The following is a 26,570-nucleotide window of genomic DNA, read 5'->3' on the forward strand; positions in this document are numbered from 1 at the left end:
AAAGGAGATACCTGAACGAAGAAAGGAACGTCAGATTGGTCAAGATAAAATCATCCGAGATAACCCGGGAAGCGGATTATTTAAACCGCCGGATGTTTATGAAAGGAGCCGGCGCGGCAGCGGTTGTGGGGATTCTCAACCCGGGTTCAATTTTCCCCGAGAGCATAAATCATATGAATCGAGGGGAGGATGACCTTACCTCATTTAAATCAATTACCAATTACAACAATTTTTATGAATTCTCCACAGATAAGGAAGAAGTGGCAAAGCTTTCGCGGAGACTCACAATTTCTCCGTGGGAGCTTGAAGTAGGGGGACACGTAGAAAATCCGGGAGTTTTCAACATAGAAGACCTGAAAAACCGATACGCCCAGGAGGAGCGTATCTACAGACTGCGCTGCGTCGAGGGCTGGTCAATGGTCATCCCCTGGACAGGTTTTCCGGTAGCCTCGTTGTTGAATGACGTAAAGCCGACTTCCAAAGCTAAATTCGTAAAAATGACTACTCTCCATCGTCCGTCCGAGATGCCGGGACAAAAAAGCTGGTGGTACGAATGGCCTTACGTAGAGGGATTGAGGTTGGATGAAGCTATGAACGATCTTGCGATATTCGCCACCGGGTTATACGGAAAAGAGCTGCCGAAGCAGAACGGGGCGCCGATTCGGCTTGTTGTCCCATGGAAATACGGTTTCAAGAGCGTGAAGTCTATCGTCAAGATTGAATTAGTCGAAGAGATGCCCGTCTCTCTCTGGATGAAAGCTGCTCCGAATGAATACGGGTTCTATTCCAACGTTAATCCGGGCGTTTCTCATCCGCGCTGGTCTCAAAAAACAGAGAGGCGCATCGGAGAATTCAGGCGCAGAAAAACTCTTATGTTCAACGGATATGAGGATGAAGTAGCCTATCTCTACGAGGGGATGGACCTGAAAAAGTTCTATTGAAACGCCTATTAAAACCGGTTGTGCACTTCGGATGCCTAATTCCTCTTGCGCTTCTGATAAACGACTGGATAAGCGATTCGCTGACGGCAAATCCGATTCAATATCTGACCCATGAAACGGGGAAAACCGCGCTGATCCTTTTAACGATGAGTCTTTCTGTCTCTCCGATAATCTTTATAACGGGGAAAAATTACCTGAGCCCTCTGAGAAAACTGCTCGGTCTTTATTCAGCCCTGTATGCGACGCTTCATTTTTCGATATTCGTCGGGCTCGATTATTTTTTCGATTGGGAGCTCATCAGTGATGCGATCATCGAAAAGCCATACGTATTAGCGGGATTTTCTGCATTTCTGATACTCTCAGTCATGGCTATTACTTCCACTAAGGGATGGAAAAGAAGGTTGAAGAAAAAGTGGAAGCCCCTGCACAGGTTTGTATACCTTGCCGGATTCCTTGTGGTTCTCCACTATGTGTGGCTCGTAAAATCAGATATTCGTGAACCGCTCGCATACGGATTCGTCATCGGTCTTTTTTTAACACTGAGGATTCCACGCATACGGGGTTTAGTAAGCGCCTGGAAAGAAAAGAGAATCTCATTACAGGAGTCGGGATCGTAGCCGTACTTCCGTTAAATGTACAAGAATCTTCGGGAAACAGACTCTTAGAATTAATAGAGGGAAAAACATGAAAGTATATCTAAAGCAGGTTGACAGGTTTGCGTTAGTTGCCAAGGGGGAATCGAATCACTGGGTTTCTATAGACGACGAAGTAGATGGCCGGGTGCCTTCAGCTTCCTCGCCGATGGAGCTGATGCTCATGTCGATAGCCGCGTGTTCCGCAGTGGACGTTATATCGATACTCGAAAAACGAAGGGTGAATTTCACTGACCTTGTGATTGAAGTGAATGGTGACAGAAGAGAGGAATATCCGAGGATATTCACCGCAATTCATTTGAAATACATCGTCTCGGGCAGGGGGATCAAGTCAAAGGACGTTGACAGAGCTATCAAACTGTCGGAGGATAAATACTGTTCGGCGATAGGAATGGTTAAGGATACGGCTAAGATGAGTTCTGAATATGTGATAGAGGAGATCGAAAATTAAAATTAATAGGCGGTCGAATGTAGAATTGAATTTAAAGGTTTGCCGGCTTAATTAAGATTCAGGTCTTCGATTCTTCCAAAAATCCTTCTCCGATCACAGCGGTCAAGTCAGTCCCGCTCACAGAAAGCTCGCCCCCCAATTCGATATATTTCTTTTTCACGTAACCGAGACCGATCTGTTTGCCGAGCTCGGGTGAATAGACGCTGGTAGTTATCTCCCCGGCAGGCTTTCCGTCTTTCGTCAGTAACTTGTGACCCGATTTATCGACTTTCTCGCTGAAGTGAAGCCTCCTGAGTTCCCTTGAAACCTTGTCATAGGTGTCCATTCGAGCGATAACTTCCTGTCCTATATAGCATCCTTTGGTGAAGGAGACAGCATGCGTGAACCCCGCCTCAAGTGGATTTGCCGAACCGATGATCTCGAATCCAAACCGCGGAATACCTCTCTCTGTCCGAATTAGGTTCCATGCCTCGCGACCTGCGGGAGTCAGACCCGATTCTACTATTTTCGCCCAGACAGAGGGGACGTTGTTCTCGACTAAAATAAATGCCGACTCTTCATCCGACCCTATGAGAAGATATTCTTGAGAAGAAAGGATGTCGGTGACTTTTCCCCCGTAAAGAGCAAATAACCCGTATTTGCCTGACTCATCAACAATAGTAATCTCCTCGGAAAAATGATATTTATCGAGCCATTCGAAGATGTTTTGCCCGTTTCCTTCACTGCCGATAAGTAAAAACCGATCATTTCGCGACAGCACCGTAATGACGTCAACAAAATGCCCGTCCGCATCGGTGAGAACGGTGACTATCGGTTCGTTTGTGTTTATATTCAACATATTGTTGGTAGTCATCTTATGAAGAAAATCCGCTGCGTCTTTCCCCTGCAGGGAAACGACACCGCTGTCCGAGAAATCCGTAATTACCGTTTTTTCTTTAAACGAAAGGTATTCGTCTAATGTGGAGCCGTAATCATTTGGTATATTCCAGCCGTTCAACGATACAAAATTGCCCCCGGAAGAGAGCGAGCCCTCGTAATTAGCTGATTTTTTCGCCGTACCGGTTTTATTTGAAGGTGTTTCGTTCATTCTCGTCCTTTCGCATCTTCTTTAGTACCGGAACGTACAGCAGGTCACCGGCGTTAATCGAATTTATATTCTCTATTTTGTTGATTTTGATTATCTCGTCCAGGTCTGAATCATAGTTGGTTGATATCTTTGACAATGCTTCACCGGGGGAAATTGTATGCAGGATAATTTCCGTCTCGGGGTTAGGGATGAACAGTTTCTGCCCTATTCTTATGGAATTCGGATTGTCGATAACGTTTATCAGTAACAACTGCTTTAGCTCCGAATCATAGTCAGATGCTAATGATGAAAGATTATCACCGCTCTTGACGGTGTAAGAAAATACCCCGATTCCGCTTTGTATCAGTGCAGCTTCGGGGATAACTTCCTGCGGTTCCGTGTCAACATACGGGATGGAATCTTCAATGCTGCTCGGGCTGTCGCTCTCAGCAGTCGCAAAATCTAATTTAATGCTGTCGATTATTACCGTATCCAATGGAAGAGGAAAGACAGTGTCTATTTTTGCCTCTTCCTCGTCAATCTTCATCGCTTCTTCTTCTTCTTTTATCAGGATAGCTCTTTGTTCGGCTTCTAATTCCCTGAGTTGTTTTTGTACCTCCATGAAAAACCCCCGCCATTCGATCGGATCGGATCTATATCTCTCAAAATACTTTTCTATCTTTGCATCTGAAAGGTAATTGTCGGCAAGGTACAAGTCCACAGCTCTCTTTTTATCAACTTCACTCATATCTGATTCATTGATTAACGATATTTGGACATAAGCATCTACCAAATCGTCGGAAGAAACCTCGGATATTGTCTGCTCTTCCTTCAAACAGCCCGTTGTCATATAACTAAAAAATAATAGAATTATCAGAACAAAACGTTTCATCCATGCGTATCATAAGGTAGAAGACTGCAAAAATCAATGCAAATGTAAGTGGGAGTACAGCATATTTTACGTGAACTGTTGACATTGAACGCACAGGTGTATAGATTTATAGTGAATGATGACGCTAAAAATTCTTTAGGGATTAAGGAAAAATGAAAGTTCGATCTGAAAATCTCAAGCCCTTCTGTTTGTTGTTAATTTTTATATTCACAGCATTCAATGCTGAAAATGCGTCAAGTCAGGGCTTCGGCAAGAATAAAATCCAGTATTCTGAATTCAAATGGGAATTTATTCAATCAAAACATTTTGACGTATACTTCACGCAAGGTGGCAGGGATATAGCGGAATTTGCCGCTACAAGCGCCGAATCGGCGTATGTTACCATCAGTTACACACTTCAATGGGAGTTACAGAAACGGATTTCGCTCATCATTTATAACTCGCATAACGATTTTCAGTCCACCAACGTTTCCCTCAGCTATTTAACCGAGGGGATAGGCGGTTTTACAGAACTATTCAAAAACAGAGTTGTGCTGCCGTGGGAGGGTTCCTACAAAGAATTCAAAAGTACTCTGCATCATGAGTTAGTCCATGCTATGGTAAACGACATGGTTTATGGTGGTTCGATTCAGTCCGTTATATCCGGCAGAGTATCCCTGAACATCCCGCTCTGGTTCGGAGAGGGGTTCGCCGAATATTCTTCCGACATGTGGGATACACGAGCGGATATGTTCATGCGGGATTTAGCTGTTAACGGAGATATTCCTCCAATTAACCGTTTGAATGGATATTACGCCTATAAAGGCGGTCAGTCAGTGATGAAGTACATCGGCGACAAGTACGGCGAAGAGAAGATCGGTGAGATACTCTCACGTATGAAGGGAACCCGCAGCGTGGATGGTGGATTTAAAGCTGCAATCGGACTCGACTTAGAGGAGTTAACCAAGAAATGGCAAAAGCATCTGAAACAGCAATACTGGCCTGACATAGCGGACAGATTAGAGCCCGATGAGTTTGCCCTCAGGATGACCGATCATCAAAAGATGCAGAATTTTCAAAACGTTTCTCCAGCAATTTCGCCCGGTGGCGGGAAGATAGCATTTTTATCCGATAAGTCCGGTTTTGCCGATATATATCTTATGTCCGCCGTAGACGGAAGAATAATAGATAAGTTGGTCAGCGGGCAGAAGACACCCGATTTGGAGGAACTGAAATGGCTAAATCCGGGAATAAGCTGGTCGCCCGATGGAAAGAAAATAGTTTTTGCCGCCAAGAGCGGCGATAGGGACGGATTGATATTCCTTAACGTTAAAACGAAAAAAGTCGAAAAACAGAAATTTGATTTGGACGGTATCTTTACGGCATCATGGTCACAGCTCGGGAACGAAATAGCATTTGCGGGAAACAAAGACGGCTCACGTGATATTTACATTTATAACATTAAGAATAAAGAGCTGAAGAAGATAACGGACGATCCGTTTGACGATACGGAACCCTCCTGGTCGCCTGACGGCAAGATGCTCGCATTTTCATCTGACCGGGGAAATTACCTCTCAAAATCTGACCTGCCGCACGATTTTAACCCGATTGAATACTCGTTCGGACAGACAGACATATACCTTATGAATTCAGATGGGTCAGGGATGAAAAGGATCACTGATACTCCCTACGACGAAAATTTCGCTTCGTGGGCAAATACCCAGAATAAACTTGCATTCACATCGGACAGGGTAGGAATCTGGAACATCTACATCCATGACCTTGAAAGCGGTAATGAATATCCGATCACCAACACACTTACGGGAGCATTTCAACTCTCCTGGTCCGGCGACGATACCAAGCTGGCTTTTTCCGCTCTTTCTAAAGGCGGGTATGACATTTATGTACTCAAGAATCCACTATTGATAAAAGAAGATGAGATCACGCTTCGAAAAACCCAATGGGTTAAAAAAATGGAGAAAGAAGGGCTTACACCGTCGAAAGTGACTGAGAGGTATCACGCAAAAGCCAGGCAAATAAGTCTAAAATCGGCATCCGTTCAACACACCGATTTCAAAAAATACGTGTTTGCGTCGGATTTTAATGATGATACAACAACGACCGGTGGGTTGAAGAGTACTCATGCGGTATTGGATACCGGAATAGTTATCGGAGATGACGGTAGTTACATTTCTCAGCCATATAAAACTAAATTTACTCTCGATTTAGTGGACGGAGTAGCAGGGTACAATACTTTTTTCGGTTTTCAGGGTACAACCGTGATGTATTTTTCAGACGTTCTCGGTAATCATCAGATACAGTTCGGAGCGGATTTTTTGATCGATTTAGAGAATTCCGATTACTACCTGAGCTACTTCTATTTACCAAGGAGAATCAATTACGGTATCACCGCGTTCCATACCGCAGATTTCTTCACCGGCAACAGATTCGGAGCATTCCCGATCAGGTATAGGACTTACGGCGCCGGATTAACTGTCTCATATCCTTTCAGCAAGTTCCGAAGACTCGATTTCACCGCTACATGGTTCAACGTAAACAGGCAAGAGATCGGAACCACGAATGAGAGTCAGACGGTCTCGACCATATTGCCCGAATTAAGGCTTGTGCACGACACGGTTTTATATGGATTTACGGGTCCGATTGACGGTTCACGGTCGTTTCTGCGTGTCGAGATAAGCCCGAAGTACAGCGATAACAGTTTCAATTTTCAAAAATTGGAATTTGATTACCGGAGGTACTGGAAAGTTAACTGGCTTCATTCATTTGCGGCACGATTTTCAGGCGGCGCGACTTATGGCCCGGATTCCCCTAACTTCTTCCTCGGTGGAATGCCCGGATGGATCAACTGGGGTGTAAACGAAGACGAAATACAATTTAACGAACGGATACGGGACGTTCAGAGTCTGTACTTTTCCGAGTTTAAGGTTCCTTTGAGGGGCGCAAGTTTTTATGAGCTTGTCGGAACCCGTTACTTCCTCGGCAATTATGAGTTCAGGTTCCCGATGATTCGCAGGCTTGATCTCGGCTGGCCTCTCCCGCTCAGATTTCCTCTGCTTATGGGAGTCGTTTTTACCGACATAGGGATAGCGTGGGGTCCGGGTAAGCTGCACTTTTCAAGGCATGACGAATTCAGGAACCGGAGGTTGGATGACGGATTTATAGGTTACGGTGTCGGTCTCAGAATTCCATTAGGATTTTTCATGCTGAAAATAGACACAGCATGGAGTTACGATTTAATTTCTACCACCAAGCCGAGATATTACTTCTCATTGGGAACAGATTTCTGACGAAAGCTCTCTGCCGCTGAACGATTTTTCATAGATCATACTTCTTCAGCTCCGCAAACAAATTTGTAGCCTGCATCCGGGGTATTTAATCTCACATATGTACTCCTAATTAACTTATATTAACGATTATTATGGTGCTGAAATAATAATCAACCGGAGGTAAATCAAACCTTAAATGAACCGGAAATATGACAGTTAAGACCAAAACCCTGTACGTATGCGCTAACTGCGGCGCCACTTCGCCGAAATGGAGCGGGAAATGCGGCGAATGCGGCGAGTGGAACACATTCTCCGAAGAAGTCGTTTCCCGGTCGAGTAAAAAGCGGGGGAAAACGTTTTCCGGTGCCGAATCACCTAAACCGCTCAGTGAATTCGAAACTGAGACTTTTCCGAGGGTAAGTACGACCTTAGGAGAGCTCGACAGAGTCTTAGGAGGGGGATTGATGCCCGGTAGCATTGTATTGATAGCGGGCGATCCCGGGATAGGAAAATCTACGCTGATGCTTCAAATGGCTGCGAAGGTTTCGGGCGGTATAAAAGGAGATGTAATTTACTGTGCCGGAGAGGAATCAGGGAATCAGGTGAAAATGAGGGCGGACAGGCTTGGGCTCGACGCCTCAGGCATCAGTCTACTCCCGGAAAATAATATAGACGTTGTCAGTGAGCTAATGTATACAAAAAAGAATGCCCTCCTGATAGTGGATTCGATACAAACGGCTTTTACCGAAAACCTCGAAAGCTTCGCCGGCAGCGTCTCACAGGTCAGAGAAACCGCCGGTATGCTGCTGAAAATGGCGAAAAAAACCGGCAACACGGTATTTATCGTCGGGCACATCACAAAAGAAGGTTCCATCGCGGGACCGAAAATGCTCGAACATACCGTCGATACCGTCTTATATATGGAAGGGGAAAAACTCAATTCCTACCGGGTGCTGCGGTCGATTAAAAACCGGTTCGGTTCCACAAACGAAATAGGCGTATTCGAAATGCGCGAGAACGGATTGGTGGAGGTGGAAAATCCATCCGGATTCTTTCTCTCCGGAAGGGAGGAGTTGGTTCCCGGTTCAGTGGTTGTCGCCAGCATGGAAGGTACCCGGCCTATACTCATAGAGCTTCAGGCGCTTGTCAGCCGCTCGTCTTACGGGATTCCTCAAAGAAATACCACCGGTGTCGACAGCCGCAGGTTATCAATGATCATAGCAGTGTTGGAAAAACGCGCCGGATTGTCAATGGGCATGAACGACATATTCGTGAATGCCGCCGGAGGTCTGAAGATTTCCGAAACTTCCATCGATTTGGGTACGGCAGTCGCTATGGCTTCCAGCTTCAAGGATAAACCGGTCGAATATAACATAGTCGTGGTCGGAGAAATCGGGCTCGGGGGAGAGGTTCGCCCCGTATCGTCTCTGAACAGGCGGTTAAAAGAGGCGTTTGATCTCGGGTTCAAGCATGCGGTTATTCCCAAGGCTAACGGAAAAGCTGTTCATGCCCCGAAGGGAATGAGATTGTCTGAAGTATCTTCCGTTACGGAAACGCTGGCGCTGCTGCTATGAGAGATAAATTATTTCACCTGAACAGCGTTGATGCCACCGGAGCACGCGCCGGAACACTGAGCACGGGACACGGTGAGGTGCATACACCCACGTTCATGCCTGTCGGGACTTACGGCGCTGTCAAGTCGCTCTCTCCGGAGGATCTGAAAAAAACCGGCGCGGGGATAATGCTTGGCAACGCTTATCACTTATATCTTCGTCCGGGAGTGGAGACGGTAAGTAAGCTCGGAGGGCTTCACAATTTTATCGGCTGGGACGCACCGATGCTGACAGACAGCGGCGGGTTTCAGGTATTTTCGCTTGCTCATATGAGGGAGATCGACGAAAACGGAGTAACGTTTCGGGACCATATTGATGGTAGTTCTCATCACTTTACGCCGTCAAAGGTCATCGAGATAGAGAGGAAGATAGGTGCGGATATTGTGATGACTTTTGATGAATGCGCTCCTTATCCGAGCACGGAGGAGTACGCATCGGCAGCCGAAAGAAGAACGGCAAGGTGGGCAGCCGAGTGCAAAGAAAAGTTCGACTCGACCGAACCGCTTTACGGATACGATCAGTACCTGTTTGGAATTATACAGGGGAGCGTTTATAAAGATTTGAGACGGAAGAGCGCCGGGGAGATAGTCTCACTCGACTTCGACGGATACGCAGTAGGCGGATTGGCGGTAGGCGAACCCTCAGAGACTATGTATGAACTATGTGAGTTTAACGCATCGCTTCTGCCCGACGATAAACCGCGCTACCTAATGGGAGTTGGAAAGCCGGAAGACTTAGTGGAGTGCGTAGGAATGGGTATCGATATGTTCGATTGCGTCGTTCCCACTCGAAATGCGCGCAAGGGAACAGTCTACACTTCCAAGGGTAAGCTCAATCTGAACAATGAAAGTTACAAAGAAGATGCGAAGCCGATTGAGGATGGATGCTCCTGCGAGTCGTGCACTGAATATTCGAGGGCATATTTAAGGCATCTGTTCAAGATGGGCGAGACGCTTGCCGGCAGAGCCGCCACAATTCATAATTTGCACTATTACATGAAACTTATGCGTGACATGAGAGAAGCAATAATGGAAAATAAGTTTGAAGAGTTCCGTTCCAAATTCTATGCATCCCGCATAAATATTAAAAACAAAAAGCAGTTGGCGGAGGAGACAGCCTGATCTTATGGAATTGAATGAGGAATTAAAAAGACGATTCGGCAAGGTGAAGTTGATAGCTCTTGACCTGGACGGCACCACTCTGACAGGGGATAAAAGAATAACTCCGGAGGTGGGTGACGCTATCAGACGGGCTAAAGACGCCGGATACGTTATCACGTTCGTGACCGGAAGGATGTTCGGCGCAACAGCGCCGTTTGCCCGAGCGCTAAACCTCGACATACCCGTAGTATGTATGAACGGTACACTCATAGCCGATGCTCATACCGGAAATGTACTGTATGAACAGACTTTGACAAAAGAGTGCGCAAGACAGGTATTGAACAGAGTTAACGGAGCGCCTATCCACCCGTTTGTATACGAAGGAGACAATATTTGTCATATGGTCGAAGATCCTGATATCCTCAAATATCTCGAATGGTGGGCGGTCAATCTTAAGGAAGTCGATGAATTTTCCATACAAAAATATAAAAAGATATATCAGGTCCTCTTTATCGGTGAAATGACGACGCTTAAAAAAATCGCTCTGGATTTAAAAGCTCAGACCGATTGTGATGTAGTTACGTTCAGTTATCCTTCTCCGCGCTACCCCTTGCATTTTTTAGAGATAAAAAGTCCGGGTGACTCCAAAGGAGAGGGTTTAAGATTTCTTCGCGACTATTACGGATATTCCAAAGAAGAGACGCTCGCAGTGGGAGATTACGTAAACGATTTTGAATTACTCGAAGAAGCAGGGGTTGCCGTAGCGATAGCAAACGCATTAGATGAGCTGAAGCAGAAGGCTGATTACGTTACCGATCTTTCAAATGAAGAGAATGGAGTGGCGCAACTGTTAGACTTGATATCAGAATGCGGTGCAAGGAATAAATAGGTTGAGAGATTATCGAAGAGTCGTCAATGAATGATATGAGGGAACGAACAGCAGAACCTGTACTCCCCGACCCCGAAAAGGCAAAAAAATACGCGCGGATCAAACTGACAGCCTCGCTGCTGAACACACTGTTATATGTACTGTTTGTCCTGAGTATTTTGTTCACCGGTTTCAGTTACAATCTTTCGATGTATTTTTCGTCCATAACGAGCAACGTCTACGTATCACTATTGCTGTTCACTGTTACACTCGGGTTCGCCCGGCTGCTTATAGGATTTCCGCTCAAGTATTCCATCGGCTTCAAAACGGAACGCAGGTACGATTTATCCGATCAGAGTTTCCGGAGCTGGCTCTGGCAGGGAGTGAAAGCCAATCTAATTTCTCTGGTGATCACAATTCCCGTGCTGTTACTATTTTACTTTTTTCTCAGGAAATACGGAGAACTGTGGTGGATTCCAACCGGAATGACAGTGTTCGTTTTCAGCGTGCTACTTGGTAAATTGGCGCCCACGTTAATATTCCCGTTGTTCTACAAGTTCGAGCCGTTATCGTCCGGCACTCTGCAGGAAAAGATAAAGAAGATGGCTGAAGAAGTCGGAATGAAGCTCCAGGGAGTGTACAGCTTCAATTTGAGCAAGACTACGAAGAAGGCGAATGCGGCTTTTGCGGGGTTCGGCAAATCGAAAAGGGTGCTGCTCGGAGATACACTGCTGAACCTGATGCCCGATAACGAAGTATTAACGGTATTGGCACACGAATTGGGACATTATCGTCTCAAGCATATCCCAAAACTTATCGCAGCAAGTGCGATTACCACTTTCTTGGGGCTGTACCTGGCTGCCGAGTTATACTCTGCTACATTGGGTTATTTTGGTTTCGCAAGCCTCACTGATATAGGAGGGCTGCCCCTGCTCTCTCTCTGGCTGATGCTCTATTCATTCATCACCGGACCGATATCGAATTCGCTTTCGCGGGAGTATGAACGGCAGGCGGACCGCTTTGCGGTGGAGCTGTCGGGTGATTCAGGGGCATTCGAGTCCGCATTAAAGCGGTTAGCAGGAGCAAATCTATCCGACGTCGAACCTCATCCGGCGGTAGAATTCATGTTTCACAGTCATCCTGCAATTAACAAGAGATTGAGAGCCATACGTTCTTACGGTACAGATAGGAGTTAATATTTCATGTCCTGGATAAAGATGATATCATACGATGATTCGGAGGGGGAATTGAGGGAGCTTTTCGAGCCGTTACAATACGAACCGGGCAAAATCGATCACATTCTCCAGATTCACAGCCTGTTACCATCTACAATGGCGTCACACCATACATATTACAGGGATATTATGTTCGGAAGGTCATCTCTCTCACGGAAAGAGCGCGAACTTGTTGCTACGGTCGTCTCGATAACGAACGAATGTCACTACTGAACGATGCATCACGGAGAGGCTCTCCGCAGGCTGTCCCGAAGGGACGATATTGTAACTGAATTAAAGGAGAAAGAGATCCCCGATTTTCTCAGTGAGAGGGAAAAATCGATTGTCGGGTATGCACTGAAGCTGACCAGAACACCTGCCGAAATGGAAAAAAAGGACGTGGAAACTCTGAGAAAAAATGGTCTCGACGACGAATCGATATTGAACCTTGCGCTCGTCACAGGCTATTTCGCATTCGTGAACAGGCTCGCAGACGGGCTGGGTATTGACATTGAAGAGTATTGGGGAGATGAATCTCATGGCGATAACAGTTAAGCCGGCAGTTGTATGGGACTGCAAATAACGCTTTCAAATTTTGTCTCCGAGAGATAAATTCAGAGTTTGGTTATACTCCGACTACTATACTTTGAAAAGAAACAGAAGGGCAGGCTCAACTGTCATCGGGAAGGATTGATTCGAGGCTCCTTCAACCTGATGTCCTTAGCATTTGCGATCATGTATTTAAACGGCTGCGCTTCGAAGGGAGCTATTTCGGGAGGACCGGAAGATAAGACCCCACCCGAAGTGGTCGAGTCGATCCCCGCTCATCTTTCGTTAAACGTAAGCGCGGATATCTCAGTCGAAATCAAATTCAGCGAAAGGATGAACCGAAGCAGTGTTGAGAAATCCATCTTCATTTCGCCTCTGCCGGAAATAGAGCCTGAATTCAAATGGAAGGGTTACAAAAAACTACGGATTCTTTTTCAGCAACCGCTTGAAACGGAAAGAACTTATGTAATCAACATCGGCAGCAGTTCCAGTGATATGCATAAAAACAAAATGGAAAAATCTTACTCGCTCGCATTTTCGACAGGTGACAGGATAGACAAAGGTAAGATAACCGGTAAGGTGTACGGGAAATATAAAACAGATAAAACGTTTATATATGCCTACCAAATGAACGACAGTATGGATTTTGAACCCGACACGCTTCTACCGGATTATATCACGCAGGCGGGAAAAACCGGAGAGTTCGAGTTAGAATATTTGGCTTTTGACAAATATAGATTATTTGCCGTCGAGGAAAATGGGAACAACAGGGAATATGACTTAGGTAAGGACAGAATCTCGGTGCCGGTCGAAGGCGACGTTGAAATCTCCATTTCCGACAGTTCCGGCTCAGTTTCGTTTTTCGGATTCAGCATAATTGATACGCTAAGTCCGAAAGCGCTGGCCGTATTTCCTGTGGACAACAAACATCTGACATTTCGCACAACCGAACCGCTCGTACTGCCCGGAAAAAACGATTCCATATGGATAGTACCGATAGAGGGGGGAGAAAAAAAATCGGCTCTTCTTGTTTACCCGGATGTCGAAAGCAGGAGTAAGGTACATTTACACTTTGAAATTATGACCGGAGACGCTGAGTATGAATTGTATTTGGGCGCCCTAAAAGACAGCGCCGGATACAAAATGGATTCATCGTCTGTTTTCAGAACCTTCACCGCATCGTCGGTTATGGACACGATTCCTCCCTCTCTCATAAAGACCGTTCCGGGCAGCGGAGCTAAATTGGTTTATCCCGGCGATAAGATAAGGCTGATGTTTAGTGAGGCGTTGACGCCTGAAAGTATCGCTTCTGCCGTAAGTATTATAAACTCCGACAGCCAGGCAGTGGATTTCAGCATAAGTTCCTCATTCCCGAACAGGTGGGAATTGAGTGGTACGGGAGGATGGGATTCAAACGAAAAACATACTCTGAAGATAAGCTTGAACAATATAGAAGATATTTATGGAAACACGGAGATTGACAGCATCCGGATAATTCGGTTTCATACCGTAAACAAAGACACATTAGGAATTATAAGCGGGAGAGCAGTGAATAACTCCGGCAACGGGAGTCCGATTTATGTGACTGCGATGCCGGTTAATGGAAAATCAAGGAGCCAAACGAGCCGCGCGCAGGAAGACGGAAAATTCCGTCTTGAAGACGTCCTTCCGGGCAAATATTTTCTCAACGCTTTTCGTGATAAAGACGGGAACGGCAGGCACACTCCGGGTTTGCCTGTGCCTTATACCCGCGCGGAACCGTTCTTTCAGGGTACGGACACCGTTTTTGTGAGGTCAAGATGGGAAACCGCGGATCATGAAGTGGTGCTCATAGGGGATTGAATGGGGGCTGAAATTAAATTTGTTAAGATGCACGGTGCGGAAAACGATTTTATTCTGTTCGACGAATGGGAATACCCGCCTCCTGAGCTTAATAGAGATATTATTCAGCGACTATGTGACAGAAAGGCGGGGATAGGCGCGGACGGAGTTCTGATCCTTAAAAATGCGCCCGGGTTCGATTTTGAACTGCGGTATCTGAATTCCGACGGATCGGAAGGGAGCATGTGCGGAAACGGCGCAATGTGTGCATTGAAAAGAGCCGAGCAATATACAGGAAAATCAGAGTTCAATTTTTTAGCCGCCGATGGCAAGCACAGAGGATGGGTGGCGGAGGATATAGTAAGAGTAACCGTATTTGCGAACTCTAAGATCAATAAACTCAACGCTGATGGGCGGGACGGTTTTCTTGTCGATACAGGGTCCCCACATTTTGTTACCGATCTTTTGAACGGTGACGCTGAAAATCTGCACGCCGAGGGAAGAAAAATTCGTCAGAGCAGCGCCTTTAAGGACGGAGTGAACGTTGATTTTATAGAACGAAAAGGAGAGGATGTTTTCGTCCGCACATACGAGAGAGGTGTTGAATCGGAAACAAGATCATGCGGAACGGGAGCTGTGGCTGTTGCGCTTACTTTAATGGAAGGATCGAACTCAAGTCTTCCTGTCAAACTCCGGTTTCCCGGTGGAATTCTTACAGTGGATAAAAGTGACAGGGATGGTGAATTGATACTTGAGGGTCCTACGAAGAAAGTCTTTGAAGGATTCCTGACGATTTGATAAGTTACACTATGGATCAATTTAAAGAACTTGAAATGACAAGAGGCACGGCTATATGTACGCAGTAATAATCGCCGGTGGCAAAGGGGAACGGTTTTGGCCTTACAGCAGAGCTCACAACCCTAAACAATTCTTAAGTATGGTCGGAAAGATTACGATGCTGCGGGCGACTTTCGACAGGATAACAAAGATAGTGCCCGCTGAAAACATCATCGTAGTGACAAATAAGCTTTTCGTCAAAAAAGTACAGAGTCAGCTTCCTGAATTGGAGCCGGGAAATATACTGATTGAGCCAAAGAGGCGGAACACCGCTCCGGCGATCGGACTCGCTGCACTGTATATATTAGAACTCGACCCGGACGCTGTGATGGCAGTATTTCCCGCGGATCATGTGATAAGAAATCAGGTCAAGTTCCAGCAGGCTGTCCGGAGAGCGAGAAAAGCCGCGGAGAGAACAGACGGGTTGGTTACCATCGGAATATCTCCGAAACGGCCTGAAACCGGGTACGGTTACATACAGGCAAATCTCTCTACGGAAAATCAAGGAAGCTACAAGGTAAAGACTTTTGCGGAAAAACCGACTATCGGTACCGCCAAGCGGTTCATAAAGAGCGGCGATTTTTTTTGGAACAGCGGCATGTTCGTATGGAAAGCGTCAGCCATCCTCAGAGAGATGGAGGATCACATTCCTGAGATTTATGAACCTTTAGCAAAGCTTGCCGGACATTTCGGAGACAAGACCTTTCCGTCAAAACTCAACAGGGCGTATTCCGCTATCAGAGCCACTTCGATTGATTACGCCGTAATGGAAGCGTCGCAAAACGTTTATATGGTAAAAGGAGAATTTGAGTGGAATGACCTGGGTTCGTGGAAGGCGCTTTACGAGATCAGCAGGAAGGACAAAAATGGTAACGTCGCTGACAGGGGCGTGGTGCTCATCGACACAACGAATTCTCTTATAAAATCGTCCGGGAAATACATTGCTGCCATCGGACTCGAAGATATGGTTGTGGTGGTTACCGACGATGTCGTATTGATCTGCCCGCGAGAACGGGCGCAGGAGATAAAAGAAATAGTAGATATGTTGCAAAAGGGAAGCAGTAAAAAATATCTCTAATGAAGAGTGAAATATTATTGGAAGAGTTGGAAAACCTTGCAGAAAAGCTCGGGTTGGAACTCAGGTATGAAAAGGGTGATTTTCAAGGCGACTTATGTTTCATAAAAGAGGACGGAGTTATAATCGTCCAGAAGAACATCAGTGTGGACAGAAAGATCGCAGTGCTTTCAAAGGGATTAAGCAGGGTGGATTTAGGGAACGTGTATATTCTCCCCGAGTTGAGAAAATTACTCGAACCCGCTGAGGAACAAGAAAGCGAAAAAGATGAAGAGGCGCATAATTCTTGAGGATCGGTTATAAGTTCTCTATCTCATATTTAAATCCCATTTCTTATAGAGCGTTTTTATCAAAGGCGATTCAATCTCCCGCCATATTATTTCTTCTTATAAATCTGAAAGTTTTCCAGGGCAAGCGTTGAACTCTGCCGTAAATAACTTAAAGGGGAGAGGAATTCGGAAGATAGAGCTGTTCAGCGGGAAGTATGAATATGGATCCGATTATTCAATTTTTGTCGAAGGTGCTGCGAAAGTAATCTCGGAGAATCTTGATGCGGGGATGACGGCGATCTTTATGGACAGTGGAAAAGCGTTTACTCTGGATGCTATGCATGGCGTCGGATCGGGCGATGAATTGAAATTGAGTGTGCTCGGGGGTGGAAATTTCGAGGAATTGCTTACATCTACCAAAGATTTCATGAAGTTGGAATCGGAGATGAAATTCAGAACGACTGAAAATAGAGAAGTTTGCCTCTTATGCCTTGAGGCGGGATTCAATTTTATTATTCCCTTAAAATTAGATAAAAAACCGGTGGGGATGATATTTACCGAGTCGATGGATGCTGCGCATTTCAAGGGTAAGAGAGGTGTCAGATTGAGAAAGGTGCTCAACGAATTGAGCGCCCAGCTGAGGATGGGTAAGGTAAACTCAATACTCGAATTAGAGGTACGTAGAAAAAATGCCATGCTCGGATTGGCGGAAAGACTCTCATCACTTTTAGATACCGAAGAATTATTGAAATCGATATTGGATTATTTGATCGAAGTTGTGGACTATAACGCCGCAGGAATTTTTCTCGTCAAGAGCAAAAGCGGCAAAATAAGGGACAGGTATCAGGTAGGATATGACAAAACACGGTTAAAAGAGATAGATCTGAAGATCGGTAAAGGGATTATAGGGATGAGCATAGAACAAAAAAGGGCTATTCTTATACCTGATGTATCCCGCGAATCACAATACATAGCCGTCCGGCCTGAAACCGGATCGGAAATCTGTGTACCCCTGATTCGGGGTGAAGAAGTAATCGGCGCTTTTAACGTGGAAAACGACAGAACTTATGCATACGGATTTGATGACTTAGAGATGCTGACGGGGGTATCGAATATAGCGGCTGTGGCTATTGAGAACTCAAGACTTTTCAAATTATTTAAAGAGAAAGAGGAGATCGAAAGAGACCTGACCATTGCGGCGGATATTCAACGGGCTCTTCTGCCGGATATCTTGCCGGAAGTCGAAGGTGTGGAGATCGCCGCTTCGACCATTCCAAGCAAAATGGTCGGCGGAGATTTGTATGACATATCGAAATTTGCAAGCGGCAGGATTGCCATAGCTATCGGCGATGTTTCCGGAAAAGGGATACCGGCGGCAATTCTGATGGCAAATTTGTATGCCTCGTATAAAGGTCTTGCGCGCGCCAACCTTCCTGCAGAAGAGCTGGTTGGAAATTTAAACAAATTAATACACGGCAACACCGAACCGGACAGGTACGCCACTTTCTTCTATGCCATTTATGATCCGGAAGAGGGGTGGTTGGCTTACTGCAACGGGGGACATAACCCGCCGATTCTGATACGCAAAGGAGGTGACGTGGAGTATCTGAAGACAGGTGGTCCCGCTATAGGGTTTGTCACAGATGCGGAATATCATTCGTCTCAGGTTAACCTGTTCTCAGGCGACCGTTTGCTTTTATATACCGACGGCATAACGGAAGCGAGAAATAAGAAAGGGGATTTTTATGGTGATGACAGGTTAGTGGAGTTGGCAGTCAAATCCAAAGTTGAATCCGCAAGCGCTGCGCATGACGAAATAATGAGGGATATAGCATTGTACACTAAAGGCGTGCCGGAGAGGTCTGACGATATAACATTGCTGATTTTTCATATTTTATGAGAGTGATTACTATATTTCAGATTGATAAGAAGCTTGACAGAAAAGGAAAATTTACTTAATCTAAACGGCTTTATTAGAGGTCTAATGGCATGAGTCTGATCAGTTACATTCAATATAACGCCGAAAATTATCCGGATGATATCTTTCTCATATCCGGTGAAGAAAGATATACTTTTTCGAGTTTTCATATCAAAGTGAACCGGTTTGCCGGAGGACTAAGGGAACTGGGCATAAAAAAGGGCGACCGGGTCGGTTTGATGCTCCCGAACATAGCCGAATGGCCTATTGCCTACGGCGCTCTCGTGAGCTTAGGAGCCGTCGTCGTTCCTTTGAATATTATGTTGAAGGAAAATGAGCTGAGGCATCAGCTCCATGATTGCAACGCCCGTGCGGTGATTTTTTGGTGTGGATTTATGAACGATATAATAAAAGCAGCGGCGGAGGGAAGCTGTGATGTGCTGATCATGTGCGGTGGAGAGTCCATTCAGGGAGTAAAGAATTTTGAAACTGTCGCTGACGGAAACGCGGATACGGGAATCGATGCTCCTTTGAGCGATGATGAAACCTGCGTTATATTTTATACTTCAGGGACTACGGGAAAGCCGATGGGTGCGGAGCTAACACATCGCAATATACTTAAGAACGCTGAATCCTGCTCCGTTCTGCTGCCTATCGAGAGATCTGATGTGATATTCGGCGTGATACCGCTATTCCATTCTTTCGGTCATACCACGGTCCTGAATCTCGCAGTGGTATCGGGCGCTAAGTTGGTGCTCCTCCAAAGGTTTGAACCTTTAGAAGTCGGCAGTATGGTAAAAGAGTACTCTCCAACTCTGTTCATGGGCGTTCCGTCGATGTTCCATGCCATATTAAATGACGAGAGGGTTCCCGCCGATTCTTTTAAAAACGTCAAGTACTGCATCTCGGGAGCGGCAAAGTTAGACATGAAGTTGCAGGAAGATTTTGAAAAGAAGTTTGAATGTGTGATTCTCGAAGGATATGGATTGACGGAAGCCGGACCTGTAGTTTCATTTAACCGGAATGTCAGCATGCGTAGAAAAGGCTCGATAGGACTACCTATTGACGGAGTCGAAATGAAGCTTTACGATGAAGATGACAACGAGATCAACCGGGGAGATGTTGGAGAGATTGTGATTCGAGGACCGAGTATTATGAAAGGATATCTGAACCAACCTAAAATCACGGAAAAACGGTTAGTCAACGGATGGTTGCGGACGGGGGACCTCGCTAAAATGGATGACGAGGGCTATTACTACCTTATTGACCGCAAATCGGATATGATTATAAAGCACGGATTCAACGTGTACCCCAAGGAAATTGAGAATGAGATATGCTCTCATCCGAATGTAAAAGAGTGTTCCGTTATCGGAATTAAAGATCAAAGTGTCGGAGAAAAAATTAAGGCTTGCGTGGTATTGAAAAATGGCGAGGTTGTAACCGAAGAGGACCTAATTAATTATTGCGCCGCCAGACTGGCAGCCTTCAAGGTTCCGGATATTGTTGAATATATGACGGGATTACCGAGGAATGCCTCCGGCAAAGTGATGAAGAAATCTCTACGGGTTTTGCACAAGAACTGAAGGAGGATTAAGATTGAAAGAATTTAAATCTGAAGATATCAGGAATATATCTTTAATCGGTCATTCGAGTTCCGGTAAGACTACGTTAACCGAAGCGATGCTCTATACCGCCGGAGCTGTCGGCAGACAGGGGAAAGTTGAAGATGGATCCACGGTATCCGATTATAGGAACGACGAAAAAGAGAGGCAGATATCTATTCAGACATCTCTTGTCCAATTCGAATATGACGGGACAAAAATCAATATTCTCGACACACCCGGTTATTCAGATTTTGTCGGTGAAGTAAAAAGCGCATTGAGGGTCACCGATATGGGACTAATAACTATTCATGCGGTATCGGGAGTGGAGGTCGGGACAGAGCAGGCATGGGAATTCGCTAAAGAACAAAATCTCGGGACTTTTTTGGTCGTTAACGCACTCGACAAAGAACATTCGGATTATGACAGGATAGTTGATACCGCTGTCAACCGGTTTGGGCACGGTGTATTACCTGTTCAGTTTCCTCTGAATCAGGGACCTGATTTCGATTCGATAATTGACGTACTCGCAGGGAAGTTGATTAAATTTTCAAAGGACGGGAAAGGAAGTGCGGAGCTGCAGGAAATCCCGGACGAATACGCGAGTCGCGCATCAGCGATGAAGCAAGCTTTGATGGACTCGGCTGCGGAAACTGATGATGACCTTCTTGAAAAATATCTCGAAAGCGGGGAGCTCACCGATGATGAGATCAAGAACGGGATCAAAAAAGGAATTGCATCCGGAGCGGTCCATCCGCTCTATTGTGTATCCGCCGGGTCGAACATGGGTGTCCGCGAATTATTAATGGCATTGACCACCTATGGCGCTTCGCCTGTTGATTTACCGCCTGCTTCGGGTACGAAACCGGGTTCGGAAGATATTATTGAGAGAAATAATTCGATATCAGAGCCTACTTCGGCGCTGGTATTTAAAACAGTAAGTGAAGAGCATGTCGGAGACCTCTCATTTTTCAGAATCTATTCCGGATCGGTCAGCCCGGGAATGGACCTGATTAATTCTTCCCAGAGCAAAAGCGAGAGAGTCGCTCAAATATATGCGATTATGGGGCACGAAAGAAAAGAGGTACATCAAGTGCCCGCCGGGGATATTGCGGCAGCGGTTAAAATGAAGAGTACACATACAGGCGATACTTTGAGCGATTCAAAAGATCAGATAGTATATGAACCTGCAAAGTTTCCAACACCTGTGTTAAGTGTTGCGGTGAGCCCTAAGAATCAGGGAGATGATGAAAAAATCGGTATCGGTCTCTCCGCCTTGCACAACGAAGATCCTTCCTTTCACCTCGAAATCGATGCCGAGTTGTCACAAATGGTTCTTCATTCTCAGGGTGAACTCCATCTGGAGGTTGTTCTCTCACGGCTGAAAGACAGGTTAGGAGTAGTTGTCGATACCGGTCCGCCTAAGATACCGTACCGTGAAACCATAATATCCTCCGGCGATCACAGGGCGAAATACAAGAAGCAATCGGGCGGTCGCGGACAATACGGTGACGCTCATATTAAAGTTGAACCCCAGAAGAGGGGAGAGGGTTTCGAATTCGTCAATAAAATCGTAGGAGGTGCGATACCTTCTAAATTTATCCCGTCGGTGGAAAGGGGTGTTTTAGAGACATTGAACAAGGGAGTTAAAGCCAAGAGTAAAATTGTGGACGTTAAGGCTACTGTCTACGACGGCTCGTATCACGCCGTCGATTCATCTGATATTGCGTTCAAGGTGGCAGGCGCAATGGCGTTTAAGCAGGCGTTTTTAAACGCAAAGCCAATCATTCTTGAGCCCGTCTATGATGTAAGGGTTAAAGTCCCTGAAGACTATATGGGCGAAGTTATGGGCGACATAACGGCACGGCGGGGCAAGATATCGGGAATGGAAGCGGATGGTCATTTCCAGATAATAAATGCTAAGGTTCCGCTCGCAGAGTTGTACAAATATTCAACGTCGCTTCGTTCAATGACAGGAGGGCGGGGAATACACAGCCAGAGTTTCTCGCACTACGAACAGACAACGTCGGACGTTGAACGCAAGATCATTGCGCTGGCAAATAAGACGGAAGAATAGAGATTACACAGGAAATGACGGTTTGAAACTTTCTGATAATCAGCTCTGGGCGCCGTGGCGCATGGAATACATAAAGAGGGAAATGAACGATGAATCCGATGATTGTTTTTTATGCGACAAGCCGAATGCTGATGACGATGAAGAAACGCTTATACTTTTCCGGGGCGAATTAAGTTTCGTGGTAATGAATCTATATCCGTATAACAATGCCCATTTGATAGTGTCTCCTTACAGTCATATATCCGACTACACAAAACTCTCGGCGCAGGAGAGAAGCGAATGCCAGGAGGTGTTGGCAGGCTGTATGACCATTCTGGAGCGTCACCTAAATTCGGAAGGTTTTAATATAGGGCTTAATTTAGGCAAAGCCGGGGGAGCCGGTATCGAGGATCATATCCACTGGCATCTGGTTCCGAGATGGTTCGGGGATACAAATTTTATGCCGGTACTCGGGCAGACAAAAGTCATAATGGATGGACTTAAAGATACTTACCGTGAACTCAAACCGGATTTTGAGAAGCTCAAGGACAGCTTGACAAAGTTGAGCTAACCGGATCAACCTTTCAACCACCCGAAAGTGAGAGAGCCCGTTAATTCCCGGATCAGATTTGCTCAAAGAATGAACCTAATTATTATTCTTGAGAAATCTGCATTTTGTATAATCGCTTTATTGCAATTTGATGAGTGAACAGTTAAATTAGCCCAGTTTTTAAGAGAACCGTAATAAAGGTCGTAAAATGCTGAAAAAAGAGCTTTTAGACATATTAGTTTGCCCAAAATGCAAGGGTGAACTTGAATATCGCGCAGAAGAGGAAAAACTCATTTGTCCCTCATGCAAGCTCGCATATCGTGTCGAAGACGATATTCCCGTTATGCTTGTGGACGAAGCTGATCCAGTCGAATAGGATAGAAAAACAACCCCAATAATAGTTATTCCCATAATTTTTGCTCTGGGGGATATCAGTATTGGGTAAAATGCACTAAAATGGTAATTAGATAAGAATGAAGAAGAGGCTTATAGCCGGGTTGATCATCAGTATCGTGTTCCTCTATTTTGCGTTCAGGGACGTTAATTGGCAGGAGTTCTCCCGCTCGCTGCTGAGCGTAAATTTCGTCTGGCTCATTCCCGCAGCTATAAGCGTTATCGCGAGTTTTGTGATAAGAGCTATACGCTGGAAGATGCTTATTGATCCGGTTCAAAAAGTCAGTTACGGGAAGACCTTCTCCGCCACCATGATAGGTTATATGGGAAATAACGTCCTTCCGTTCCGGTTGGGCGATCTGCTCAGAGCTTATGTATTTTCCAAAAATACCGGCTTGAGCAAATCTTCCACTCTGGCTTCACTGCTGCTTGAAAGGATACTGGACCTGTTAACGACCCTCGCGGCGCTCGGAATTGTGCTGGCATATTTTCCGCGATTCCCGACTTGGGCGAGCAGTGTCGGATACGCCGCCCTGATCATAGTCATTGTCCTTCTTGCGGCAACACTGTTATTGCAATACCGAAGTGAGTCGGTAATCAAGTTATCAGCATTCATACTTAAACCTATGCCGGACAAATGGGCGGCGATTGCGGGGAAAAAACTCGCAAGTTTTTCAGAGGGACTCGAGATAGTCTCGCATTATAAGAAGTATTTCGGAATTCTTATTGTCTCGGTATTGCACTGGCCTATTTACATTTCAACCGTATGGTTCACATTCCGCGCGTTCGGATATTCCTACGGTGGGTTTGAAGCTTTTGTGGTTTTGGTTTTTATAACTTTCGCGGTTGCAATACCATCCGCTCCCGGATATGTAGGCACCTTCCATGGACTGGTAGTCGCCTCAATGGCTTTGTTCGGCCTTACCGGAGGTCCTGCGAGAGCATTTGCGGTAGTATTACATGCGGTGAACTATTTTCCCGTCACAGCAGTCGGCTTTTACTTCTTCTGGAAGGGGCAGCTTACTTTCCGGGAGGTTGAAACTCAGGTTGAGGAATACACGGATGATAAAGGTAATATTGCGATTTCCGGATAGAGTTGATTTTAGATTCAATGAATTATAACAGAGAGTAAAAAAGAGGACATTATGGGATACGGAAATGATAAACTATCGGTTATCGGTCTTGGTTACGTCGGGCTGCCGCTGGCAACTGAATTTGCCAAAAAGGGCATAAAAACTTACGGGATTGACGTTGACGAATCCAAGATTGATAAAATAAACAACGGTGAGAGCTATATCACCGATATTCCTTCGGAGGAAGTATCAGCCGTGGTCAGCAAGGGAAATCTGACAGCGACTTCGGATATTTCGGTAGTGAAAGAGACCGATGCAATAGTGATATGCGTCCCAACGCCCGTAACAGTCCACAAAACCCCCAACGTCGAATTTATAACTAAGGTTGTCGACGGAATAGCGCCCTACCTGCGTAAAGGTCATCTGGTCATCCTTCGCAGCACGACATATCCCGGATCTACAAAGGAGTTTATAGTTCCCCGGATGGAGGAGGCAGGACTGAAGATAGGCAGTGACAGCCATGTAGCGTTTGCGCCGGAAAGGGTCGATCCCGGAAGCAAAAACTACAGCTTTTCGAATACACCGATAGTTGTAGGAGGAGTTACAAAAGAGTGCACCAAAGCTGCTTCGGGATTGCTGAGTATGGTGGCATCCGAAATCATCGAGGTCTCAAGTCCCGAGGTCGCCGAAATGGCAAAACTTCTCGAAAACATCTTCAGAAGCGTCAATATCGCTATGATAAATGAAATGGCTATGCTGTGTGACCGCATAGGAGGCATTGATATCTGGGAGGTAATCGAAGCAGCGTCCACCAAACCGTTCGGATTCATGCAATTCAATCCCGGTCCGGGTATCGGCGGTCACTGCATTCAGATTGATCCTTACTACCTTTCGTGGAAGGCAAAGGAGTATGACTTTTATTCCGATTTCATAGAACAGGCGGCAAAGACAAATGAAAATATGCCTCATTATGTCGCTGAAATGGCAGTGCAGGCTTTGTCCATGTCCGCATCCCCACTCCCCGAATGCAGAGTGCTTGTGCTTGGAGTTTCGTACAAACCTGATATCGATGATTTAAGAAATTCTCCCGGTCTTCACGTCTGGAAAGCCCTTAAACAGAGGGGTGTAAGGAATATCGAATATTCGGATCCATTCGTTCCGACCCTGAATCAGGATTCGATAGAGGCTGAATCGGTGAATCTCACGCCCGAAAGCATAAGCGAATATGAGTGTGTCATCATTATAACAGACCACACCGATTTTGACTGGAAGATGATTTTTGAGAATTCGAAATTCATAATAGATACGAGAAACGCCTCACGGCATGTAGGGGGAGCTACTAAGAACTGTTACTCTCTCGGTGGAGGACAACTGTTAAATAACGGCGCTACGAGTATTTAAATTCGGTAATGACGGATAGAATCAAAGAATTAAAAAAGGCTTTAAGAGAGCGGATATTAGTTCTCGACGGAGCCACCGGGACCGCACTGGAGAAAACTGCAAATGATGCGGATGCCTTCGGCGGCGAGAAATACGAGGGATTGTATGAAGCGCTGAATTTATTCTCCCCGGAATTGGTTCTTCAGCTGCATAAGACCTACTTAGACGCAGGCGCTGACATAATTGAAACAAACACTTTCAGCGGTTCCGCCATTGTCCTGGAAGAGTTCGGGCTCGAGTCAAGGACACGGGAGATAAACCGGAAAGCCGCCGAGCTGGCTCGCGAAGCGGTGGCTGAATACGATAAGCCGCTCTGGGTAGCGGGTTCTATGGGTCCGTCGACAAAGACTATTCAGGTGACGGGAGGGATAGATTTCGACGGTGTCAAAAGTTCGTATATGCCGCAGATATTGGGTCTGATCGAGGGGGGTGTCGATTATCTTCTTGTTGAGACTTCGCAGGATTCACTAAACATCAAGGCTATACTGCATGCCGTTCAGGAAGCTAATAAAGAACTCGGCAGCGATACTCCGGTCTCGGTATCCGTTACGATTGAAACGACCGGGACGATGCTTGCGGGACAGAATATTGAGGCGGCTGTATATACACTGGCTCCGTTCGATCTTCTCTATCTCGGAATAAACTGCGCCACAGGTCCCGAGTTTATGACCGACCATCTCCGGACGCTTTCTGATATTTATCCCGGTTTTGTGGCGGTAGTTCCGAACGCAGGACTTCCGAACGTCGATGGGGAATACGATGAAACCGCACAGCAACTGTCGGACATAATAGAACGGTTCGCAAAGAACGGGTGGGTGAACCTCGTCGGCGGCTGCTGCGGGACAACCGATGAATATGTCAGGATGATGAAGGAAAAGGTCTCAAAATTCAGCCCGAGAGCGCTGCCGGAAGAACTCGACAAAT

The 26,570-nt window shown here is 45.9% G+C and carries 24 protein-coding genes; 22 read left to right on the top strand and 2 right to left on the bottom strand.

Translation table 11 applies throughout. The annotated features are described in order from the left end of the window. Nucleotides 1-35: 35 nt before the first annotated feature. The 3 genes from msrP (at nucleotide 36) to IID12_03250 (ending at nucleotide 2,045) form a co-directional block, all read left to right on the top strand. A complete protein-coding gene (msrP, locus tag IID12_03240; protein MCH8288108.1) occupies nucleotides 36-941 on the top strand; it encodes a protein-methionine-sulfoxide reductase catalytic subunit MsrP in 906 nt (301 codons plus the stop codon). Further along, nucleotides 938-1,558, top strand: coding sequence for a sulfoxide reductase heme-binding subunit YedZ (locus IID12_03245; protein ID MCH8288109.1), 621 nt, complete (start codon nucleotides 938-940; stop codon nucleotides 1,556-1,558). Before msrP ends, IID12_03245 begins: the two co-directional genes overlap by 4 nt. A 67-nt stretch (nucleotides 1,559-1,625) precedes the next feature. Further along, entirely contained in the window at nucleotides 1,626-2,045 is a 420-nt protein-coding gene (locus IID12_03250; GenBank protein ID MCH8288110.1) for an OsmC family protein, read from the top strand. Nucleotides 2,046-2,103: 58 nt separating this feature from the next. Here the strand turns inward: IID12_03250 and IID12_03255 are convergent, their stop codons facing one another. Both IID12_03255 and IID12_03260 read right to left on the bottom strand, forming a co-directional pair. After that, a complete protein-coding gene (locus IID12_03255; GenBank protein ID MCH8288111.1) occupies nucleotides 2,104-3,132 on the bottom strand; it encodes an aminomethyl transferase family protein in 1,029 nt (342 codons plus the stop codon). Further along, entirely contained in the window at nucleotides 3,110-4,003 is an 894-nt protein-coding gene (locus IID12_03260; GenBank protein MCH8288112.1) for a LysM peptidoglycan-binding domain-containing protein, read from the bottom strand. Before IID12_03260 ends, IID12_03255 begins: the two co-directional genes overlap by 23 nt. Nucleotides 4,004-4,155: 152 nt before the next feature. Between IID12_03260 and IID12_03265 the strand changes: the two genes are divergently transcribed. The 19 genes from IID12_03265 to IID12_03355 all read left to right on the top strand — a co-directional run. Continuing rightward, nucleotides 4,156-7,290: a PD40 domain-containing protein gene (locus tag IID12_03265; protein ID MCH8288113.1), complete on the top strand. Its 3,135-nt coding sequence runs from the start codon at nucleotides 4,156-4,158 to the stop codon at nucleotides 7,288-7,290. A gap of 188 nt (nucleotides 7,291-7,478) precedes the next feature. Then, the gene (gene radA / locus IID12_03270; GenBank protein ID MCH8288114.1) at nucleotides 7,479-8,843 is read left to right on the top strand and encodes a DNA repair protein RadA; all 1,365 of its coding nucleotides are present in this window, start codon (nucleotides 7,479-7,481) and stop codon (nucleotides 8,841-8,843) included. Then, nucleotides 8,840-10,003: a tRNA guanosine(34) transglycosylase Tgt gene (tgt, locus tag IID12_03275; GenBank protein ID MCH8288115.1), complete on the top strand. Its 1,164-nt coding sequence runs from the start codon at nucleotides 8,840-8,842 to the stop codon at nucleotides 10,001-10,003. The genes radA and tgt overlap by 4 nt, the downstream gene beginning before the upstream one ends. Before the next feature lie 4 nt (nucleotides 10,004-10,007). Then, nucleotides 10,008-10,871, top strand: coding sequence for an HAD family phosphatase (locus IID12_03280; protein ID MCH8288116.1), 864 nt, complete (start codon nucleotides 10,008-10,010; stop codon nucleotides 10,869-10,871). 26 nt (nucleotides 10,872-10,897) lie between these two features. Next, nucleotides 10,898-12,046, top strand: coding sequence for a M48 family metallopeptidase (locus IID12_03285; GenBank protein MCH8288117.1), 1,149 nt, complete (start codon nucleotides 10,898-10,900; stop codon nucleotides 12,044-12,046). 6 nt (nucleotides 12,047-12,052) lie between these two features. Then, nucleotides 12,053-12,298, top strand: a complete 246-nt coding sequence (locus tag IID12_03290) for a carboxymuconolactone decarboxylase family protein (protein MCH8288118.1) — start codon at nucleotides 12,053-12,055, stop codon at nucleotides 12,296-12,298. A 3-nt stretch (nucleotides 12,299-12,301) separates the two neighbouring features. Continuing rightward, the gene (locus tag IID12_03295) at nucleotides 12,302-12,619 is read left to right on the top strand and encodes a peroxidase (GenBank protein MCH8288119.1); all 318 of its coding nucleotides are present in this window, start codon (nucleotides 12,302-12,304) and stop codon (nucleotides 12,617-12,619) included. Between the two features lie 159 nt (nucleotides 12,620-12,778). Further along, on the top strand, nucleotides 12,779-14,455 hold the full coding sequence (locus tag IID12_03300; protein ID MCH8288120.1) for an Ig-like domain-containing protein: 1,677 nt from the start codon (nucleotides 12,779-12,781) through the stop codon (nucleotides 14,453-14,455). Further along, nucleotides 14,456-15,232: a diaminopimelate epimerase gene (gene dapF / locus IID12_03305; GenBank protein MCH8288121.1), complete on the top strand. Its 777-nt coding sequence runs from the start codon at nucleotides 14,456-14,458 to the stop codon at nucleotides 15,230-15,232. 55 nt (nucleotides 15,233-15,287) lie between these two features. Next, nucleotides 15,288-16,349 carry a mannose-1-phosphate guanylyltransferase gene (locus IID12_03310; GenBank protein MCH8288122.1) on the top strand — a complete coding sequence of 354 codons (1,062 nt, stop codon included), beginning with the start codon at nucleotides 15,288-15,290 and terminating at the stop codon, nucleotides 16,347-16,349. Further along, nucleotides 16,349-16,636, top strand: a complete 288-nt coding sequence (locus IID12_03315; GenBank protein MCH8288123.1) for a hypothetical protein — start codon at nucleotides 16,349-16,351, stop codon at nucleotides 16,634-16,636. Before IID12_03310 ends, IID12_03315 begins: the two co-directional genes overlap by 1 nt. A gap of 127 nt (nucleotides 16,637-16,763) precedes the next feature. Next, complete coding sequence (locus IID12_03320; GenBank protein ID MCH8288124.1) at nucleotides 16,764-18,515, top strand: SpoIIE family protein phosphatase; 1,752 nt, start codon at nucleotides 16,764-16,766, stop codon at nucleotides 18,513-18,515. Nucleotides 18,516-18,604: 89 nt separating this feature from the next. After that, nucleotides 18,605-20,116, top strand: coding sequence for a long-chain fatty acid--CoA ligase (locus IID12_03325; protein ID MCH8288125.1), 1,512 nt, complete (start codon nucleotides 18,605-18,607; stop codon nucleotides 20,114-20,116). A 13-nt stretch (nucleotides 20,117-20,129) separates the two neighbouring features. Then, the gene (gene fusA, locus IID12_03330; protein MCH8288126.1) at nucleotides 20,130-22,211 is read left to right on the top strand and encodes an elongation factor G; all 2,082 of its coding nucleotides are present in this window, start codon (nucleotides 20,130-20,132) and stop codon (nucleotides 22,209-22,211) included. Nucleotides 22,212-22,272: 61 nt separating this feature from the next. Beyond that, nucleotides 22,273-22,761, top strand: coding sequence for an HIT domain-containing protein (locus IID12_03335; GenBank protein ID MCH8288127.1), 489 nt, complete (start codon nucleotides 22,273-22,275; stop codon nucleotides 22,759-22,761). Nucleotides 22,762-22,948: 187 nt separating this feature from the next. Then, nucleotides 22,949-23,116, top strand: coding sequence for a Trm112 family protein (locus IID12_03340; GenBank protein MCH8288128.1), 168 nt, complete (start codon nucleotides 22,949-22,951; stop codon nucleotides 23,114-23,116). Between the two features lie 97 nt (nucleotides 23,117-23,213). Continuing rightward, complete coding sequence (locus IID12_03345; GenBank protein ID MCH8288129.1) at nucleotides 23,214-24,227, top strand: flippase-like domain-containing protein; 1,014 nt, start codon at nucleotides 23,214-23,216, stop codon at nucleotides 24,225-24,227. A gap of 51 nt (nucleotides 24,228-24,278) precedes the next feature. Continuing rightward, nucleotides 24,279-25,607, top strand: a complete 1,329-nt coding sequence (locus tag IID12_03350; protein ID MCH8288130.1) for a nucleotide sugar dehydrogenase — start codon at nucleotides 24,279-24,281, stop codon at nucleotides 25,605-25,607. Nucleotides 25,608-25,615: 8 nt separating this feature from the next. Beyond that, nucleotides 25,616-26,570 (top strand): homocysteine S-methyltransferase family protein (locus IID12_03355; GenBank protein MCH8288131.1); only part of this gene is annotated, 955 nt, incomplete at its 3' end.

Source organism: Candidatus Neomarinimicrobiota bacterium, assembly GCA_022567655.1.
GTDB lineage: Bacteria > Fidelibacterota > SORT01 > SORT01 > SORT01 > JADFGO01.

Excerpts from the sequence above, each read along its gene's own strand:
- IID12_03250 (MCH8288110.1), top strand. The coding sequence starts at position 1,626 with ATGAAAGTATATCTAAAGCAGGTTGACAGGTTTGCGTTAGTTGCCAAG.
- IID12_03255 (MCH8288111.1), bottom strand. The coding sequence starts at position 3,132 with ATGAACGAAACACCTTCAAATAAAACCGGTACGGCGAAAAAATCAGCT.
- IID12_03260 (MCH8288112.1), bottom strand. The coding sequence starts at position 4,003 with ATGAAACGTTTTGTTCTGATAATTCTATTATTTTTTAGTTATATGACA.
- IID12_03265 (MCH8288113.1), top strand. The coding sequence starts at position 4,156 with ATGAAAGTTCGATCTGAAAATCTCAAGCCCTTCTGTTTGTTGTTAATT.
- radA (MCH8288114.1), top strand. The coding sequence starts at position 7,479 with ATGACAGTTAAGACCAAAACCCTGTACGTATGCGCTAACTGCGGCGCC.
- tgt (MCH8288115.1), top strand. The coding sequence starts at position 8,840 with ATGAGAGATAAATTATTTCACCTGAACAGCGTTGATGCCACCGGAGCA.
- IID12_03280 (MCH8288116.1), top strand. The coding sequence starts at position 10,008 with ATGGAATTGAATGAGGAATTAAAAAGACGATTCGGCAAGGTGAAGTTG.
- IID12_03285 (MCH8288117.1), top strand. The coding sequence starts at position 10,898 with ATGAATGATATGAGGGAACGAACAGCAGAACCTGTACTCCCCGACCCC.
- IID12_03290 (MCH8288118.1), top strand. The coding sequence starts at position 12,053 with ATGTCCTGGATAAAGATGATATCATACGATGATTCGGAGGGGGAATTG.
- IID12_03295 (MCH8288119.1), top strand. The coding sequence starts at position 12,302 with ATGCATCACGGAGAGGCTCTCCGCAGGCTGTCCCGAAGGGACGATATT.
- IID12_03300 (MCH8288120.1), top strand. The coding sequence starts at position 12,779 with ATGTCCTTAGCATTTGCGATCATGTATTTAAACGGCTGCGCTTCGAAG.
- dapF (MCH8288121.1), top strand. The coding sequence starts at position 14,456 with ATGGGGGCTGAAATTAAATTTGTTAAGATGCACGGTGCGGAAAACGAT.
- IID12_03310 (MCH8288122.1), top strand. The coding sequence starts at position 15,288 with ATGTACGCAGTAATAATCGCCGGTGGCAAAGGGGAACGGTTTTGGCCT.
- IID12_03315 (MCH8288123.1), top strand. The coding sequence starts at position 16,349 with ATGAAGAGTGAAATATTATTGGAAGAGTTGGAAAACCTTGCAGAAAAG.
- IID12_03325 (MCH8288125.1), top strand. The coding sequence starts at position 18,605 with ATGAGTCTGATCAGTTACATTCAATATAACGCCGAAAATTATCCGGAT.
- IID12_03335 (MCH8288127.1), top strand. The coding sequence starts at position 22,273 with ATGGAATACATAAAGAGGGAAATGAACGATGAATCCGATGATTGTTTT.
- IID12_03340 (MCH8288128.1), top strand. The coding sequence starts at position 22,949 with ATGCTGAAAAAAGAGCTTTTAGACATATTAGTTTGCCCAAAATGCAAG.
- IID12_03345 (MCH8288129.1), top strand. The coding sequence starts at position 23,214 with ATGAAGAAGAGGCTTATAGCCGGGTTGATCATCAGTATCGTGTTCCTC.
- IID12_03350 (MCH8288130.1), top strand. The coding sequence starts at position 24,279 with ATGGGATACGGAAATGATAAACTATCGGTTATCGGTCTTGGTTACGTC.